The sequence below is a fragment of the Salinicoccus albus DSM 19776 genome (assembly GCF_000385175.1).
GTDB lineage: Bacteria > Bacillota > Bacilli > Staphylococcales > Salinicoccaceae > Salinicoccus > Salinicoccus albus.
The window spans coordinates 1-17773 of record NZ_ARQJ01000026.1 but is presented as its reverse complement, the minus strand read 5'-3'; the positions used below and the strand labels follow the sequence as shown (position 1 = coordinate 17773).

The window sequence follows — 17773 nt, the reverse complement described above, 5'->3', positions numbered from 1 at the left end:
TTAATTTTATGTCTGTTTTCGGTATTCGTGGAAATATATGCTCATGATGATGCCGACTGCTATCATGTTCGCCCACAGTCCGCTGCCGCCGTAACTGATGAAAGGGAGGGGGATACCCGTAATCGGGAGAAGCTGCACTGTCATGCCGATATTTTGGAATATGTGGAAAACGAGCAGTGACAGGTAGCCAACGATAAAGTATGATGAAAAACTGTCATTTACAGTTGCTGCAATTCTGAATAGATGCAGCATCAGTAAAAATAGGATAACGATGACAAATGTGGAACCGATAAAACCGAATTCTTCGCCGATAATGGTAAATATAAAGTCGGTGTGGTTTTCCGGAATGTAAATGATGCCATCACCGAACCCTTTGCCATCCATACCGCCGGAGCCGATCGCTCTTAATGAGTTGCTGAGCTGATACCCGCCCTCGCTCACGTATTCTTCAGGCTGCAACCAGGAGTAGATACGTTCAAATTGATAGGGGTGGATACCCAGATACCTTTCGACCAGCTCCGGACGGTAGAGTATTCCGAGGATCAGGGCGCCGCCAAGTGTTGCGATCACTCCGAAGGTTGGCAGAATAATCCACCAGCTGATGCCTGAAACCACAATTATACCAAGCAGTATGGCAATCATTACCAGCGTTGTACCCAGATCATTCTGCACCAGGATAAAGATCATGGGGAGGACTGAGACTGCAAACAGCTTGATAAGCAGTTTGACGTCCACGGTCAGGTCACTCGTCAGTTTGTATCTGTTATGCTGGCTGACCACATAGGCGAGGGTCAATATGTAGACGATTTTGACCAGCTCAGAAGGCTGAATGCTGAAAAAACCAAATTGGTACCAGCTTTTTGCACCGTTGATGATTGGTGTGACAGGTGAAACGGGGGCAAAGAAGAGAATCATGAGTGACAGGACACCAATGCCGTATATCAACCATATATGTTGTTTGATCCACCTGATTGGGATAAACGCAATTGTAAAGACTATGATGAAGCCGGACAGGTAAAAGATAATCTGACGAATACTGAAATCGGTATTATATTGTCCGCTGGTCATTGCGGAGCGTATCATAATGACACTGATGACCCCGAGAACTGTGACGAGCAGTAACAGAATCCAGTCGATACGGCCCAGTATATTTGTATTCTGTCTTTTATATCCTTGTTTATTCTCCAAATGTTTCACCTTACCCATATTGAAATCATGCTTTAATTATACACTATTTTAATCCTGATTTTTAATATTATCATAGTCTGATCATCAAATTCCATTTGTTGCAGTTATGTAATTTTGACAGTTCATTGATGATACTGGCATCATCCTGTACTATAATGTAACTGTGATAAAAATTTTGTAAAAACTATTGAGAAGGAATGGTATTCAATTCATGCTGGAAATAACGATAGAACAGGTGGCTGAAATCTCAGGGGGGAGGTTGAATCAGGCTGCCTCCAGGATAAAAGATCATTCGATCGAAGGGGTGTCCATAGACACGAGAACGATTTGTGCCGGAAATCTTTTTATCCCGTTCCTGGGGGAAAATGTGGACGGGCACAGATTTATCAGCGACGCATTTGAAAAAGGGGCCGCTTTAAGTCTGAGTGAACACGAGATGCACATGGGTGAGACAGTGCCGCTGGTCCATGTCGAGGACGGACTGAGAGCGTTGCAGGATATTGCCCGGTTGTATTTGGAAAAAGTGTCGCCGACAGTGATTGCAATTACGGGTTCAAATGGTAAGACAACGACTAAAGATATGGTTGAATGCCTCCTTTCACCGTATTTCAATGTGAAGAAGACGATTGGCAACTACAACAATGAAATCGGTTTGCCGTTGACAATTTTAGAGATTGACAGTGATACTGAGTTTTCCATTTTAGAGTTGGGAATGGATGCAAGAGGTAATATCGATTTCCTCAGCAGAATGACAACGCCTGATGTCGCCATCATTACAAACGTCGGGGAGTCACATATAGAAAAACTAGGTTCAAGAGAGAATATTGCTGCGGCCAAATATGAAATAGTCAACGGTTTGAAAGATACCGGGACCTTCATATATTCACGGGATTATCCCCTGCTGGAGCGGATTGTGGACAAAGAAGTGTCCTATTCTGTCCGAACAGGGGGCATGGATGCAGCCAATGATTTGGAAATCACCGGCGTGGCAGAAACTGAAGACGGTACTGTATTCAATATATCCCCCATTGAAGGTGAAATCATCATTCCGCAGCTGGGGGCTCATAATGCGGCTAACGCCACACTTGCGCTGGCCGCAGCTGAAGCGGCGGGCCTTGATATGGATGAAGTCAAGGGACATCTCGCCCAATTGAAAGTGACGGATATGCGCATGGAGCAGCTGCAGCATGAGAGTGGTGCTTTGATCATCAATGATGCCTATAATGCCAGTCTTTCAAGTATGAAAAGTGCAATCAGAACAATTGAGGGCATGGATTACGGGTATAAGATACTGGTGCTGGCAGATATTTTGGAACTCGGTTCACACTCGGAGGAACTGCATCGGTCCGTCGGCGCATACATCAATGACTCGACCCGGACGATTGATCTGCTCCTCACAATTGGCGATGAAGCCAAAAGGATCAATGAGGTTTCAGACGTCATATCCAAGCGCCATTTTGATTCCATTGAAGCATTATCAGCAGCATTATCCCCGCATTTAACAAAGGACGCTGTAGTTTTATTGAAAGGATCGAGGGGAATGGCTGTCGAAAGGGTGATGGAATATATCTAAAAATACAGGCATTTTATTCTTACACGGGTATACAGGCGGGAGACATGAACTGGACCCGTTGTTTGTCTATTTGAAATCCCGTTATGAATTCGATTATGAGTTCCCGGTCTATCCCGGTCACGGCACACTCCTGGATTTGAAATCTTCGGGCGGAGATGACTGGTATAATGAAGCTGAAGATGCCTATCATGCACTTAAAAGCAGAGTGGAGACAATCTATATCATCGGCTTTTCAATGGGCGGTGTGTTTGCCAGTCACCTTTCACAACAGGGTGAAGTGGCAAAACTGCTGCTGATAGCCCCTGCATTCGATCATACAAAACTGAGCCAGCTCAGCAGGCTTAAGCTGACCCCCAGACATTTCAGCGAACATATGAAGCTGAACATGTATAGCCGGATCAGGAAAAGGATCAGGGATATTCCGCTTGCTGCGTTTCAGGAATTTAAAAATATAGTTGAAATGAAGCGGGGAGGACTGGAGAACATTAGTTCAGAGACATTGATTGTGCACGGCACGATAGACCTCTTGGTCCCATATCAGTCAAGTATCGATGCCGCGGAGAAAATTCCGGGCGGACAGCTGAAACTTATCGAAGGGGCGCCGCATCTATTCGCTTATACTGAGGAATCCCAGCTCGAACTGAACATCATCGCAGAACGCTTCCTTTTCGATGATGAAAAAGTTTTCCTTGTTTAATGACACTCCAGGTGTTAGAATTGAGAAGTTATGCGTAACGAAAATGTGAAACAAAGTCAAAGGAGACTCTAATTTGAAGTTTTTTAAACAATTGGGTGTTAGTGATGAAACCTTAAAATCACTAGAAGAAATGGGATTTGAATCACCAACTCCTATTCAGGAGGAAAGTATTCCTCAAGCAATTGAGAGGAAAGATATTCTAGGCCAGGCACAGACTGGCACAGGTAAAACTGGTGCGTTCGGTATCCCAATTATTGAAAACACAGAGAAGCAGGCGGGCACACAAGTGCTGATTTTAACGCCGACACGCGAGCTCTCAGTTCAGGTAAGTGAAGAGCTCAAAAAATTCGCCAAGTATAAAAGCCTTGGCGTAAACGTAATTTTTGGCGGCATGAGTATCGAACGCCAGATCAAGGACCTCAAAAGGCGTCCGGAAATCATTGTAGGTACACCGGGAAGGATTATCGACCATATCAAACGTAAAACACTGAAGCTCGAAAATATCAGGACGCTGGTATTGGATGAGGCAGATGAAATGATGAATATGGGATTCATCGATGATGTCAAATTCATCATGTCCGGTCTTCCTGCAGATGACAGGCATACATTGCTGTTCTCAGCGACCATACCGCCGGCAATCCAGGAACTCGTCACCAAATTCATGAAAGATCCGGAGATTGTCAAAACAATGAGTCAGGACGCATCTTCACCTCAGATCGAAGAGTATTATACGATCGTTAAAGAACTTGAGAAACTCGATGTTTTTACAGATTTTCTGGATACTCACCAACCCGAACTTGCCATCGTATTCGGCCGGACAAAACGTCGTGTCGACGAATTGACAGGTGCGCTGGTAGCAAAGGGATATCGTGCTGAAGGACTTCATGGGGACATCACCCAGTCTAAACGGCTCGAAGTGCTGAAAAAATTCCGTAACAACGCACTTGATATTCTTGTGGCTACGGATGTTGCTGCCAGAGGGCTTGACATATCAGGCGTTTCCCATGTATATAACTTTGATATTCCCCAGGATGCTGAAAGCTATACACACAGAATTGGCCGTACCGGCCGTGCAGGCAAAGAAGGCATGGCGTTAACATTCGTCAATCCTGTTGAAATGGATTATCTCAGAATGATCGAGAACGAGAAGAAAAAGACGATCTCGGCTTTAAGACCGCCAAACAAGAAAGAAGTGTTTAAGGCGAGAGAGGCAGAAATCTTTGAAAAGATTGAGCAATGGATTTCTCAAAATGACAACAGTCATACTGGAGAAATCGCCAAACGTCTGCTGGAACAGAACACTTCGGAAGATGTAGTGGCCGCACTGCTGAATGAGTTCCTGTTCAGCAAGTCAAACGATAACATCCAGCTGTCATTTGAGAAACCGTTGACGCGCAAGGGCGGCGGTCGACGCGGCAAACATGCCGGCGGTAAGAAACAACAGTACCGCAAAGGACGCGATAACCGCGGCGGCGGACGTAATAACAAGCGTCATGACAATAAGCCGGGCGGTGGACAACCGAACCCGAAAGGCCAGAAAAAAAGCCAGGGCGGGCGCACTTTCAAAGATCACATTAAATAAGTAAAATCGTTTATAATGGAAGCATCCATGATTTCAGTGATGACTGAAATACGGATGCTTTTATTTTTACCAGTATATCTTAATTGGGTTTGAACAATGAGTACTTTTAATTTAGAGTTATAATTGTAAAATCAAATTTAATGAGGGAGATCATATGAAGGCCTTACATAAAAATGTTATCCGGTACTTAAGAGCAAGACAATTTTGGGCGCTCATGATCTGGGCAGCTGCTGCCGCCATTTTGAGCGGGCTGACAGCGTATTTTGAGTGGCCGGCTTGGTTTTACTATGTCGCTTTGGGGTGGGTGCTGTTATATTTCATAGCCATGACACTGATTCAGCCGGCGATATATAACAAGGTGACCAGATATGAGTTGAAAGAGGATCTGTTAATCGTGCGGACCGGCTTCTTTACAGTGAAAACACGGATGGTTCCGATAAAACGCATACAGGGAGCGAAGCTGACCACCGGTCCGATTTCCAGGAAGTATAAACTGGCAAATGTAACTGTTAATACAGCGAGTACCATTTTCATGCTGCCGCCGGTTGAAACAGAAGAGGCACAGATGCTTAAAAGTGATATTATAGAACGTGTGAAAGGGGAACTGACAGATGTATAGCCCGCAGAAGCTTCATCCAGTTGCCTATCTTGGCAGTCTTGCTAACGGTATCAAAAATCTATGGGTCCCTCTGATCATCATTGCCATCAATTCAAGAGATGAATTATTTTCCGGGGATATTTCATTCATGTATATCCTGATTTCCCTCGGTGTTCTGATATTCGCCTTCATATTGATCGGGGGGTTTGATTTTCTGAATAAATATCTCACGCGCTTTTGGATAGACGACGGGAAGTTCACATATAAGGATGGCGTAATCACCAAAAGAGAAAAAGAACTGGATATTAACAGAATACAATCTGTAGACTTCAATGAGCCGGTTTTCCATAGAATATTCGGAGCGGTCAGACTGGAGGTGTTGACTCCCGGTGAAGGGATTAAAATTGATACGATAAAGAAATCCCAGGCTGAAACGATACAATCGATCATTTATGATGAGAAGGAAAATTTGAACACTGCTGTAGAAATTGGTGATTACAGCAAATGGCCGAGAGAAGAAGCAGAAACAGAGCCGGTTCAGCAAAGTGACCTGCTATATCGTATGGATAACAAGTCATTGATACTCATGTGTATGACCAGCGGAGCACTCGGGGCCTTTGTTGCTATTGTTTTTGGTTTTTTGAATCTGATCGGTGCGAATTTCTTGATTGAAAACTACTTTGAATACTTTGAAGGTGCTGTGAGAAATGCAGTATTCGGCATCATATTGTCAATCGTAGTCTTTGTGGCAGCGGGCTATCTGATCGGGGTATTGATCCTGTATGTAAAATATTATAAGTATTCTCTTGAGAAGCGGACGGAGGACCTGATCATCGAGCACGGGCTGCTTGAGAAAAAACAGAAAAGTGTCAATATCAACAGAGTCCAGAATGTGATCATCCAGGATTCCCTGCTCAGACGGATGATCGGCTACTACTCACTGAATGTAACAATAACGAGCGACTCATTTGAGCAGGGAGAAGTAGACGGCACAGTCGCATTGCTCCCGTTCATTAAAAAGGACAGACTTTATGAATTCATAAAAGAAATATTTCCAAATTATAATGTGGTCATTCCAGAAAAGACAGTGCCTGTCAGGGGATACCGGAGATATTTTCAAATAATGGCTGCACTCGTGATTGTCGCCACTGCTGCCGTCCAGTACTTCTGGCTCGGGTTCGCCTGGATGATCGGACTGGCATTATTATTGCTGATTTTTGCCTCCGGTATATATTCAGCCCGCAATACGGGGTACTCTATTGAAGATGATGAAATAAATATGATGTCTGCTGGCTTCTTTAAAAGATCCCATTATGTGATTAAGCATGAGAAGCTCATAGAGACGGAATGGAGATATAATCCATTCCTGAAACGGGCTTATCTGGGTGTCATTACACTCGTTACAGCCGGGGGTCTTGCCGGTTCCCGGGCAACGTTGAAATTTATCGATCGGAAAGATGTGGATGCCATCTGGCATTGGTCCGAAAGGGGGCAGGCAAATGGAGAAGATATCACCGAAAGCGATTAAAGTCTGGCGGATTTCTGAGGCAATCACCGCCGCTGTCATGTTGCTGGCGGCAGCTGCAGCATTCATCCTATCCCAATGGGTATGGGACTTCCTGCCATGGTGGATCTCTCTGATACTGTTTGTCATTTTCGTCATACATATGGTGATATTCGTATGGTTGATGCCGAAATTGAAGTATAAGTATTTTCGCTATGAGGTGCTTGCAGATGAGATTAAAATCCATCAGGGCATTCTGATCAAGGCGCAGAATCAGGTCCCGTTATATAGAGTGCAGAATATCGATACGAATGTCGGCCCTTTAATGAAAAGATATGGGCTGAAAAGTGTTTCGCTGAGGACATCGGCAGAGCGTATTCAAATTCCTGAATTGGAAAAAGATGAAGCGGACCGCATCAGAAATGATATACGAACATTGATTAATGAGCATTCGAGGCGTGAGTTATGATACTGGGACTGGGTACTGATATTATAGAAGTTAACAGAATCAGGAATATTGAAAGCAAGAACAGCCGGCTGTCTGAAAGAATATTGGCACCCGAAGAGATGGAATATTATCACAAGTTAAATGCTGAAAAGCGCAGATTGGAATATCTGAGCGGCAGATTTGCTGTGAAAGAGGCTTATAGTAAAGCTCTGGGTACAGGAATTGGCAGTGCCGCATCATTCAAAGACATCGTCTGTTTGAATGATGCGGCCGGCAAACCATTCATCAAAGATGACAGACGAGTCCATGTTTCCATCTCTCATGCAGAAGAATATGCGGTGGCAACGGTGATTATTGAAGATGAGTAGGAGGCGTGTCAAGTGTCGGAAAAATATTACAGGCACACAAAAGTGGATGTAGATCTTGAAGCTCTTCAGCACAACTACAAAGCAATACAGTACCTGCATCCGGCTAAAACATTCATTGCAGTGATCAAAGCGAATGCCTATGGCCTGGGCAGTGTCACTGTTGCAGAATATATGTCTGAAATTGGCGTCGAATTTTTTGCTGTGGCAACACTGGATGAAGCAATTGAACTCAGAATGCATGGTATCAGGGAGAAGATTCTCGTTATGGGGGTCATCCGGCCGGAGGATATCAACAAGGCAATCCAGCACCGGATTGCGGTAACGGCACCAAATCTTGAGTGGATAACCTCAGCTAAATCACACGTCAAAGAGAAATATGATAAAGAAGTCTGGGTACATATTAAGGTGAACTCAGGGATGAATCGTCTCGGCACATCCGATACAGATGAGATCAGCCGCATGATCGAAGAGATTGAGTCATTTGACAGATTCATCTATGAAGGTATTTTCAGTCATTTCAGCTCTGCTGACGTAGATTCAGCGGTGAATGACCGAGAGTATAGTAAGTTTAAAGAGATCACAGGCAAGGTGAGGCGCCCGGAATATGTGCATATACAGAACTCTCCGGGCGCTCTCCGAGTGGTTGATGATTATTGCGATGCGCTCAGAGTCGGTATTTCACTGTACGGTTATTACACTTCACCGTTCATTAAAGATATTTCCAGAGTCGAATTGAAACCTTCTGTTAAACTTTCTACGAAAGTGATGGATATGCACGTTCTGAATGAAGGGGAAGGCTTAAGTTACGGGCTGGAATACGAGGCGGTACAGGATGAAAAGATAGCTACCCTGCCGATTGGTTACGCGGATGGGCTTTCGCGGAGTATGACAGGGTATAGAGTAAAACTTGAAGATGGCACTGAATGCCTGATTGCTGGTAAAATATGCATGGATTCGTGTATGATTTCAGTACCGGATGATACTGCTGTCGGTGATAAGGTGATCATCATAAGCAATGACACGTACTCCAGCCAGTCGATGGAAGCTTACAGCGAATATGCCGGTACAATCAGCTATGAATCACTGGTGCGGATTTCCCGCCGGGTGCCGCGTGTTTACCACGCCGCAGGCAATGGGCATGTGAATAATGAAGTGTTAAAATAAACTAGTAATGATATTTTCCGCATGTTACCATTGGCATTAGTTTAATGTTACTGAGGAGTGGTCTGGCAATGAGTAATTCAGTTTTTTTTGGCAGCAGCGAGCTTTCTCTTGAACATGGATATATTGAAATGAGCGAGATTAATCTATCAATTGCAAATGAGTGTGATGAGGCGGAATGTGAAGCCTGGCAGTGCAATGAAGAGTTTCTCGTTTACAGTAAAGATGGTGAATAGATGAAAAGAGGAGAAGTATATCTTGCGGATCTATCACCGGTGCAGGGATCAGAACAGGGGGGGAACCGTCCTGTGGTCATTATTCAGAATAATGTGGGCAACTATCACAGTCCGACTGTGATAGTTGCCGCTGTTACCGGTAGAATCGACAAGGCAAAGATTCCGACACACGTAGAAATTTCCAAAGATATATATAACCTGGACAAGGACTCAGTAATACTTCTTGAACAGATTAGGACAGTGGATAAAAAAAGGCTTAAAGAGAAGCTTACATATTTAAATGATGATAAGATGAAGGAAGTGGATAAAGCATTGCAGATTAGTTTGGAACTTACGCCTGCCAAATCCAAAAATTCTGAATCCGAATCTAATTCGAGATAGACTTTTGCATGCAAAAGTCTTTTTCCGTATGAGGTGGTTTAATTGACAGATATAGATGAATTAGTGAACAAGTACAGGGATATTCTTCAATTGTACTTGTATGGCAATGATGAAGATCAGGCGTTTGAACAGTGCCATACATTCAGCGAAGAAGTCATTGAGATGGATACTTCGCCGGAAGAAATTGTATCACTTCATATCGATCTTCTGAATGATATGCATATTGAAGACGGCGCTATGGTAAAAAAGTCTCTGGATATACTGCATGAAGTGACCATTTCCTTCGGCTTTACATACAGGGATTATAAATCCATGATGAATAAATTAAAGATTCATGATAATGAGATGAATGTTGCTTCCAGCCTGCAGGAAGAGATGCTGAAGACGGTAATTCCAACTTTTGAAACGATGGAAATTGGCGCAATCAGTGTACCTGCAGGAAAAGTCAGCGGAGATTACTTCAACATCATTGATCATAACGATGGCATGTTGAGTTTTGCTGTTGCTGACGTGATCGGAAAAGGGATTCCTGCAGCGCTCGCGATGAGCATGATCAAGTTCGGCATGGATTCCTACGGTTATTCCCAGCTGCCAAGTGACAGTTTGAAGAAACTGAACAGAGTTGTGGAGAAGAACGTCAACCAGAATATGTTTGTGACAATGTTTTATGGTTTGTATGACCATAACACGAACCTGCTGTATTATTCTTCAGCCGGACACGAACCCGGACTCCTTTACCGTTATGAAACCGATGAATTTGAAGAGATAGATGCCAAAGGTATTGTGCTCGGTGTAAAAAAACACACCCGATATGAGCAGAAAGAAATTGAAATCGGGAATAAAGATATGATCATCGTGTTTACAGACGGTGTCACAGAGCTTAGAAGACATGATGATACATTTATCAATTTTGAAGAAGTGAAGGATATGGTCCGGGAAGTCAGGGATTACCATCCCCAGGATATCGTCCAATATATTTATGAATCTCTGATTCGTACGCAAAATCCAAAAAAGAAGGATGATCTGACATTGTTCATATTAAAAAATAATAAAAAGCCGGAGAATTAAGTTTGAATGGGTGAACTGTAGGGTAAAAAGTTAAAGTTCTATGTATTTATCTAAATGGGAGTGTAGTCTGTATGAATATCGATACAATGGAAAAGGAACAGGAATATTTAATCATTCTCGATGGAGAATTAGATGTATATACCGCACCGGAATTACAAAAGGTGCTTGATCCAATCAGACAGAACGGCAGTCATGATGTGAAAATTGACCTGACGAATGTCAGTTATGTGGATTCTACGGGTCTCGGCATCTTTGTCGGCACACTCAAAGAACTCAACCAGCATGATCGTGAATTACATGTCACCGGAGTCTCAAGCAGGATACTCAGGTTATTTGAGATTACAGGGCTCCGTGATTTGATGCATATTAACGAGAAGTCGGAGGTTGAATAGAATGACTGTGCAGTATGATTATATAGAGATGAAGTTTCCTTCCAGTGCAGAATATGTCGGGTTGATCCGTTTGACATTGTCCGGTGTCCTCTCAAGAGCCGGAGCAACATACGATCAGATAGAAGATTCCAAAATTGCGGTGTCGGAAGCAGTCACCAATGCAGTTAAACATGCATATGGCGAAGAAACGACCGGTGATGTTCTGGTCGGCTTTGCTGTTTACGAAGATAAAGTGGAAATTATTGTGGCAGATCACGGGCAGAGTTTTAACTACGAAGATGTGAGGAAGGAACTTGGCCCATATACTGAAGACGACAATGTCAATTATTTGAAAGAAGGAGGTTTGGGACTCTTCTTGATTGAAACATTAATGGATGAAGTCTATCTTAAAAAGGACCCTGGTGTCACGATCAGCATGACGAAGTTTATTAATGAAAGTCAGGTGCATTCGAATGGAGAAACAATCGTCAACCGATAGAAGCCTTACAGCTGAAGATATTAATGCACTGATACGCAGCCATCAGGAGAAAGAAGATCAGGAGGCCCAGACAAAGCTCGTTGAACACTATCAGAAGCTGATTGAATCTCTTGCTTACAAATATTCCAAGGGTAAAAGCCATCATGAGGATTTAGTCCAAGTAGGCATGGTAGGACTGCTCGGGGCGATAAAAAGGTTTGATGTCTCTTATGATCGCAGATTCGAGGCGTTCCTTGTACCGACTGTTGTCGGTGAGATTAAGCGGTATCTCAGAGACAAAACATGGAGTGTCCATGTTCCGAGAAGGATAAAAGAAATTGGTCCCAAAATCAAAAATGCCAATGATGAGCTGACAAACAGATTAGAAAGATCGCCGAAGATCAATGAAATCGCTGAGCATCTCAATGTTACTGAGGAGGATGTGCTTGAAGCGATGGAGATGGGGCAGAGCTATAATGCACTGAGCGTAGATCATTCGATAGAAGCGGATAAAGATGGTTCAACAGTTACTCTGCTTGATGTAATGGGGCAGTCGGATGGTAACTATGACTTATCTGAGAAACGGCTGATACTGGAAAATGTGCTGCCTATACTTTCAGACCGTGAACGTGAGATTATCCAGCATACGTTTATGGAAGGATTAAGTCAGAAGGAGACCGGAGAACATGTGGGTCTCTCTCAAATGCATGTTTCCAGGCTTCAGCGGACCGCGATTAACAAATTGCGCGAGGCAGTGAGCAAGGATGAATGAGCGGCTGTATCCCGTCCGATTGGACGGGTTTTTTAGTGTTATAATGAATATATCGTTTTAAAGTGCAACAAGAATGGGAGAGATAGTATGAATATGGGATTGGTCAAAGAATTAAAGACGACAACAGGAAAATCGGAAAAACATATTAAAAATGTATTGGAACTCCTTGAGGATAAAAATACGGTGCCGTTCATCGCAAGATATCGGAAAGAAATGACCGGCGGTATGGATGAAGAAGAAATTAAAGAGATATCGGACCGTTTCACCTATCTTGAAAATCTGGAGAAGCGTAAAGAAGAGGTGCTCCGCCTGATTGATGCGCAGGATCTGCTGACTGAAGATTTGAAAAATAACATAATGAAACAGACTGTACTGAACAGGGTCGAAGATTTATACCGGCCGTTTAAACAGAAGAAGAAAACAAGAGCCACTGAAGCGAAAAGAAAAGGTTTAGAAACACTGGCAAATCGGATACTTGAACAGCAGCCAATGGATGTAGAAGGCGCAGCTTCAGAATATATCAATGAGGAAGTGGCAACAGCTGAAGCAGCCATTAAAGGCGCTGTGGATATCATAGCTGAGAAAATCTCAGATGAACCTAAATACCGCTCCTACATCTTGAAAGTCATTAAGGAGACTGCAGATATCGCAACGAATAAGAAGAAAAACGCTGAGGACGAGACAGGTGTTTTCGAGATGTATTATGATTATGCTGAGCCGGTTCGTAAAATTGTTCCGCACAGGGTGCTGGCTGTAAATCGCGGTGAGAAACTCGGCGTACTTAATGTGAAATTTGACTATGATCTGGAACGGCTGAAACGCTATATCGCTAAACAGGAGCTTAAATACAATTCAGGAACAAAAACATATATAGAAACTGCTATAGAGGATGGTCTGAAGAGACTGGTCATGCCTTCCATTGAAAGGGAAGTGAGAAATGAACTGACCACGGCAGGGGAGCAGCATGCGGTGGATATTTTTGCTGAAAATTTGAGAAAACTGCTGCTTCAGCCGCCGCTTAAAGGACGTGTGATATTAGGGCTGGACCCTGCATTCAGGACAGGGTGCAAGATGGCGGTCATTGATCATTCCGGACAGTTTATCGATAAAGGTGTTATCTACCCGCATCCGCCGCAAAAGAAAATTGAAGATGCGAAAAATGCTGTTCTCGACACCATCGAAAAATATGATGTATCACTGATTGCCATTGGAAATGGTACGGCTTCCCGTGAAACTGAGCTGTTTGTCAGTGAACTGGTAAAAGAGCGTCACCTCGACATACAGTTCATCATCGTCAATGAAGCGGGGGCAAGTGTATACTCCGCGTCCGAAGTGGCAAGAGAAGAATTTCCGGACTTTAATGTGGAGGAGAGAAGTGCTGTCTCCATTGCCCGAAGAGTCCAGGACCCGCTCAGTGAATTCGTCAAAATCGATCCGAAATCAATCGGTGTCGGCCAATACCAGCATGACGTGAACCAGAAGTTTCTGGCTGAAACACTGGATTTTGTCGTAGAAACAACCGTGAATAAGGTCGGTGTGAATGTGAACACAGCCTCCCATACATTACTTGAACATGTCGCGGGATTGTCCCCAACGATCAGTAAGAATATCGTTAGATACCGTAAGGAGAACAACGGCTTTAAAACCAGGGATGATATTAATAAAGTCCCCAGGCTCGGAGCCAAAACGTATGAGCAGTGCATCGGTTTCCTTAGAATTCCTGAAGGTGTGGAACCCCTGGACCAGACGCCGATCCATCCGGAAAACTATGATTCTGCCTGGAAATTAATCCAAGAGATGGATCTGTCAAAATCAGAAATCGGTTCACCAGAAATGGTTGAGGCGTTAGACGATATTAAACTGACAGATATGGCAGAACAGCTGGATATCGGGTTGCCGACACTTGAAGATATTGTACAGGCGCTCAAAGCACCGGCCCGGGATATCAGAGATGACTTTGAAACACCGCTGCTTAAGAGCGATGTACTTTCCATGGAAGATTTGAAACCGGGGATGCAGCTTTCGGGTACTGTACGCAATGTCACAGACTTTGGCGCATTCGTGGATATTGGCGTGAAACAGGACGGTCTTGTGCATATTTCAAAGCTGACAAAACGGTTCATCAAACATCCGATGGAAGTTGTAAGTGTCGGGGATATTGTGGAAGTTACGGTGCTGGATGCGGATGTGGATAAAGGCAGAATTTCCCTGTCCACGAAAAGCTAGTGTTCCGAATTACTTAGAAACGTTGTACATTTATATACTATAAATGTATGAATTAAAAAGAAAGGAGCGTTTATATGCCGAAGATGAACGTAGAGAGCTTTAATCTCGATCATACAAAAGTGGATGCGCCGTATATCAGGCTTGCGGGTAAAAGCGAAGGTGAGCATGGCGACGTCATCTATAAATATGATATAAGATTCTGCCAGCCGAACAAAACGCATATGGAAATGCCGGGGCTGCACTCATTGGAACATCTGATGGCTGAAAATGTCAGAAATCATCACGATAAAGTGGTGGATTTAAGTCCGATGGGCTGTCAGACAGGGTTCTATCTGTCACTATTGAATGATTATGATAATGTAACCGTGTTAGTTGAGAAAACATTAAACGATGTCACAGAAGCAGTTGAAGTCCCGGCCTGTAATGAAGTGCAGTGCGGACGGGCTGCAAGCCACAGTCTTGACGGTGCAAAGGCAATTGCGAATGATATGCTGGAGAAATGGGGCAGCTGGAGTACTGTGTTTGTATAGTTTAAATTGAAATATAAAAAAACGGCATCCGGGGTCAAAATCCCCCGAGTGCCGTTTTCATTATGGTGTCAACCATCGATTACATGTTGTGGAAGAAATCGTCATTTTCCAGGTCAACATCACTGATATCTACACCAAGTGCTTTGGCTACACCTTCACCGTATGCAGGATCTGCTTTGTAGCAGTTTCTGATATGACGGTGCTGTGTTCTTTCAGTCGTACCTTCCATTGCACGTGCTGTGTTACCGAACAGGCGCTCTTTCTCTTCATCAGATTGCAGTCTGAAGAGTTTGCCTGGCTGTTCATAATAGTTGTCATCATCGTCACGGAAGTTGTGCTCGTAAATTGTAGACATTTCCATTTCCATGGACGGCTGTTTTGCATGTTCCTGCGAGTTGTGCGCGCCATAGCTGTTTGGATAGTAGTTTGTATGGGCACCCATGTTGCCGTCAGTTCTCATTTGACCATCACGGCTGAATGGGCATACATTTTCTGCTCCTTTAGGCTGGTTTACCGGAATTTGATGATGGTTTACACCCAGACGGTATCTCTGAGTATCTCCATAGGAGAAAATGCGTCCCTGCAGCATTTTGTCCGGTGAGAAACCAATGCCGGGAATGATATTCGTTGGAGCGAATGCAGCCTGTTCCACATCTGCGAAGTAGTTTTCAGGGTTGCGGTTAAGCTCGAATTCGCCGACCGGAATCAATGGATAATCACCCTTAGGCCAAACCTTGGTCAGGTCAAATGGATTGTCTGGATGCTCTTTAGCCTGTTCTTCAGTCATCACCTGAATATAAAGCTTCCATTTAGGGAAGTTACCTTCTTCAATGTTATTGAACAGATCGCGCTGGGAAGACTCCCGGTCTGTACCAATGACTTGTTCAGCTTCAGGATCTGTATAATTATCGATCCCCTGCTGAGTGCGGAAATGGAATTTAACCCATACGCGTTCATTATCTTCATTAATCATGCTGTAAGTATGGGAACCGAATCCATGCATGTTTCTGAAACCTTTCGGAATGCCGCGGTCAGTCATAATGATTGTCACCTGGTGCAGCGCTTCCGGCAGATTCGTCCAGAAATCCCAGTTGCTTTCGTTGTTTTTCATGTTCGTTTTAGGGTCGCGTTTAATGACGTGATTCAAACTTGGGAAAAGTTTAGGGTCACGGAAGAAGAAGACAGGTGTGTTGTTGCCAACCAGGTCCCAGTTTCCTTCTTCTGTATAGAATTTGAGCGCAAATCCGCGAATGTCACGGTCAGCATCTGCTGCGCCGCGTTCACCGGCGACTGTTGAGAATCGGGCGAACATTTCAGTCTGCTTACCGACTTCACTGAAGATTTTTGCTTTTGTATATTTAGTGATATCATGTGTTACTGTAAAGGTGCCAAAAGCACCTGATCCTTTAGCATGCATGCGGCGTTCCGGTATTACCTCGCGGTCGAAGTGCGCCATCATGTCCAGGAAATATGGATCCTGCATTACCATTGGGCCGCGCGGACCTGCAGTTGCAGAGTTTTCACGATCGCCAACTGGATTGCCAAAAAGCGTAGTCAAACGGTTATCATTTTTATCGTTTGTCATTAGTGCCCCTCCAATTAATAATTTAGAATGATTCTAAATAAATATTAACACATTTAATTTAAAAAACAATAGAAATACTGCAAATAAAACATAAGATCAATAATTTGCCACATTTTATCATTGAGATTCACACACAATTAATATATGATGTATTTAAAATTTTATAAGGCATTATATAGGAAGTTTTTCAGTTAAAGTAGCTTTATGCTCATAAAATCCAGTATTTTAATAGGTAATTCAGTAAAAAGATATTGACTTTGCCTCCATATACGTTTATCATAAATATCGTTGTCAATTCAATGGCCCGTTGGTCAAGTGGTTAAGACACCGCCCTTTCACGGCGGTAACACGGGTTCGAATCCCGTACGGGTCACTTATTCCATTAATATTAACTTTACAATATTAAAAAGAACTTAATATAATTGTTGACATTGAATGCCGTAAGTTGTAGAATAATATTTGTCGCCAAAAAAGGCGATGTACTCAAAAATTAATACATGCGGTTGTGGCGGAATCGGCAGACGCGCTAGGTTGAGGGCCTAGTGGGAGTTAATCCCGTGGAGGTTCAAGTCCTCTCAACCGCATCAATACTTCACTTTTTACAAAGTGGCTCATCTTAATTTTAATGATAACATGCGGGTGTAGTTAAATGGTATAACCCCAGCCTTCCAAGCTGATGTCGTGGGTTCGATTCCCATCACCCGCTCCATATTTTTCACTAAGACAGAGAACATTGAAAACTGAATGACAATATGTCAACGTTAATTCCGAAGAAACGGGATGAGGAATCATCCCGAAATTGAGGCGGACAATAGAAACGCAATCGAGCTTAAGATAAGCTTTCCAATCATGGAGAGTTTGATCCTGGCTCAGGATGAACGCTGGCGGCGTGCCTAATACATGCAAGTCGCACGCGGCCCCGGGGTGCTTGCACCCCGGCGGTCGAGTGGCGGACGGGTGAGTAACACGTAGGCAACCTGCCCCGCAGACCGGGATAACCACGGGAA

At 43.7% G+C, this 17773-nt stretch carries 18 protein-coding genes, 3 tRNA genes and 1 rRNA gene; 20 read left to right on the top strand and 2 right to left on the bottom strand.

Going from position 1 to position 17773, the window contains the following annotated elements:
• Positions 1-6 precede the first annotated feature (6 nt).
• Positions 7-1206, bottom strand: a complete 1200-nt coding sequence (locus G343_RS0106040) for an FtsW/RodA/SpoVE family cell cycle protein (protein WP_020007224.1) — start codon at positions 1204-1206, stop codon at positions 7-9.
• A gap of 193 nt (positions 1207-1399) precedes the next feature.
• On the opposite strand from G343_RS0106040, the gene G343_RS0106035 reads away from it, so the two are divergent.
• From G343_RS0106035 to G343_RS0105960, 16 genes are all read left to right on the top strand, one after another.
• Positions 1400-2761, top strand: coding sequence for a UDP-N-acetylmuramoyl-tripeptide--D-alanyl-D-alanine ligase (locus tag G343_RS0106035; protein ID WP_020007223.1), 1362 nt, complete (start codon positions 1400-1402; stop codon positions 2759-2761).
• Entirely contained in the window at positions 2754-3458 is a 705-nt protein-coding gene (locus tag G343_RS0106030; RefSeq protein ID WP_342662103.1) for an alpha/beta hydrolase, read from the top strand. Before G343_RS0106035 ends, G343_RS0106030 begins: the two co-directional genes overlap by 8 nt.
• 73 nt (positions 3459-3531) lie before the next feature.
• A complete protein-coding gene (gene cshA / locus G343_RS0106025; protein WP_020007221.1) occupies positions 3532-5040 on the top strand; it encodes a degradosome RNA helicase CshA in 1509 nt (502 codons plus the stop codon).
• 154 nt (positions 5041-5194) lie between these two features.
• The gene (locus G343_RS0106020; RefSeq protein WP_020007220.1) at positions 5195-5659 is read left to right on the top strand and encodes a PH domain-containing protein; all 465 of its coding nucleotides are present in this window, start codon (positions 5195-5197) and stop codon (positions 5657-5659) included.
• On the top strand, positions 5652-7166 hold the full coding sequence (locus tag G343_RS0106015; protein ID WP_020007219.1) for a PH domain-containing protein: 1515 nt from the start codon (positions 5652-5654) through the stop codon (positions 7164-7166). The genes G343_RS0106020 and G343_RS0106015 overlap by 8 nt, the downstream gene beginning before the upstream one ends.
• On the top strand, positions 7138-7611 hold the full coding sequence (locus tag G343_RS0106010) for a PH domain-containing protein (protein ID WP_020007218.1): 474 nt from the start codon (positions 7138-7140) through the stop codon (positions 7609-7611). The genes G343_RS0106015 and G343_RS0106010 overlap by 29 nt, the downstream gene beginning before the upstream one ends.
• On the top strand, positions 7608-7958 hold the full coding sequence (gene acpS, locus G343_RS0106005) for a holo-ACP synthase (RefSeq protein WP_020007217.1): 351 nt from the start codon (positions 7608-7610) through the stop codon (positions 7956-7958). The genes G343_RS0106010 and acpS overlap by 4 nt, the downstream gene beginning before the upstream one ends.
• A gap of 12 nt (positions 7959-7970) precedes the next feature.
• Positions 7971-9122, top strand: a complete 1152-nt coding sequence (alr, locus tag G343_RS0106000; RefSeq protein ID WP_020007216.1) for an alanine racemase — start codon at positions 7971-7973, stop codon at positions 9120-9122.
• Positions 9123-9190: 68 nt separating this feature from the next.
• On the top strand, positions 9191-9355 hold the full coding sequence (locus tag G343_RS15565) for a hypothetical protein (RefSeq protein WP_020007215.1): 165 nt from the start codon (positions 9191-9193) through the stop codon (positions 9353-9355).
• Positions 9356-9736 (top strand): type II toxin-antitoxin system PemK/MazF family toxin, encoded by a 381-nt coding sequence (locus tag G343_RS0105990; protein ID WP_020007214.1) that lies wholly within the window; start codon positions 9356-9358, stop codon positions 9734-9736.
• Between the two features lie 51 nt (positions 9737-9787).
• Complete coding sequence (locus G343_RS0105985; RefSeq protein ID WP_026366294.1) at positions 9788-10804, top strand: SpoIIE family protein phosphatase; 1017 nt, start codon at positions 9788-9790, stop codon at positions 10802-10804.
• A 71-nt stretch (positions 10805-10875) separates the two neighbouring features.
• A complete protein-coding gene (locus G343_RS0105980; protein ID WP_020007212.1) occupies positions 10876-11196 on the top strand; it encodes an anti-sigma factor antagonist in 321 nt (106 codons plus the stop codon).
• 1 nt (position 11197) lies between these two features.
• Positions 11198-11674 (top strand): anti-sigma B factor RsbW, encoded by a 477-nt coding sequence (rsbW, locus tag G343_RS0105975; protein ID WP_020007211.1) that lies wholly within the window; start codon positions 11198-11200, stop codon positions 11672-11674.
• Positions 11649-12425, top strand: a complete 777-nt coding sequence (gene sigB, locus G343_RS0105970; protein WP_020007210.1) for an RNA polymerase sigma factor SigB — start codon at positions 11649-11651, stop codon at positions 12423-12425. Before rsbW ends, sigB begins: the two co-directional genes overlap by 26 nt.
• Positions 12426-12512: 87 nt before the next feature.
• Positions 12513-14651 carry a Tex family protein gene (locus G343_RS0105965; protein WP_020007209.1) on the top strand — a complete coding sequence of 713 codons (2139 nt, stop codon included), beginning with the start codon at positions 12513-12515 and terminating at the stop codon, positions 14649-14651.
• Positions 14652-14725: 74 nt separating this feature from the next.
• Positions 14726-15181, top strand: coding sequence for an S-ribosylhomocysteine lyase (locus G343_RS0105960; RefSeq protein WP_020007208.1), 456 nt, complete (start codon positions 14726-14728; stop codon positions 15179-15181).
• 79 nt (positions 15182-15260) lie between these two features.
• Here G343_RS0105960 and G343_RS0105955 read toward each other — a convergent pair whose 3' ends face one another.
• The gene (locus tag G343_RS0105955; protein WP_020007207.1) at positions 15261-16766 is read right to left on the bottom strand and encodes a catalase; all 1506 of its coding nucleotides are present in this window, start codon (positions 16764-16766) and stop codon (positions 15261-15263) included.
• A gap of 301 nt (positions 16767-17067) precedes the next feature.
• Between G343_RS0105955 and G343_RS0105950 the strand changes: the two genes are divergently transcribed.
• The 4 genes from G343_RS0105950 to G343_RS0105935 form a co-directional block, all read left to right on the top strand.
• Positions 17068-17139, top strand: a tRNA-Glu gene (locus G343_RS0105950).
• A gap of 126 nt (positions 17140-17265) precedes the next feature.
• Positions 17266-17350, top strand: a tRNA-Leu gene (locus G343_RS0105945).
• A gap of 51 nt (positions 17351-17401) precedes the next feature.
• A tRNA-Gly gene (locus G343_RS0105940) sits at positions 17402-17475 on the top strand.
• A 137-nt stretch (positions 17476-17612) separates the two neighbouring features.
• A 16S ribosomal RNA gene (locus tag G343_RS0105935) occupies positions 17613-17773 on the top strand; the annotation flags it as partial.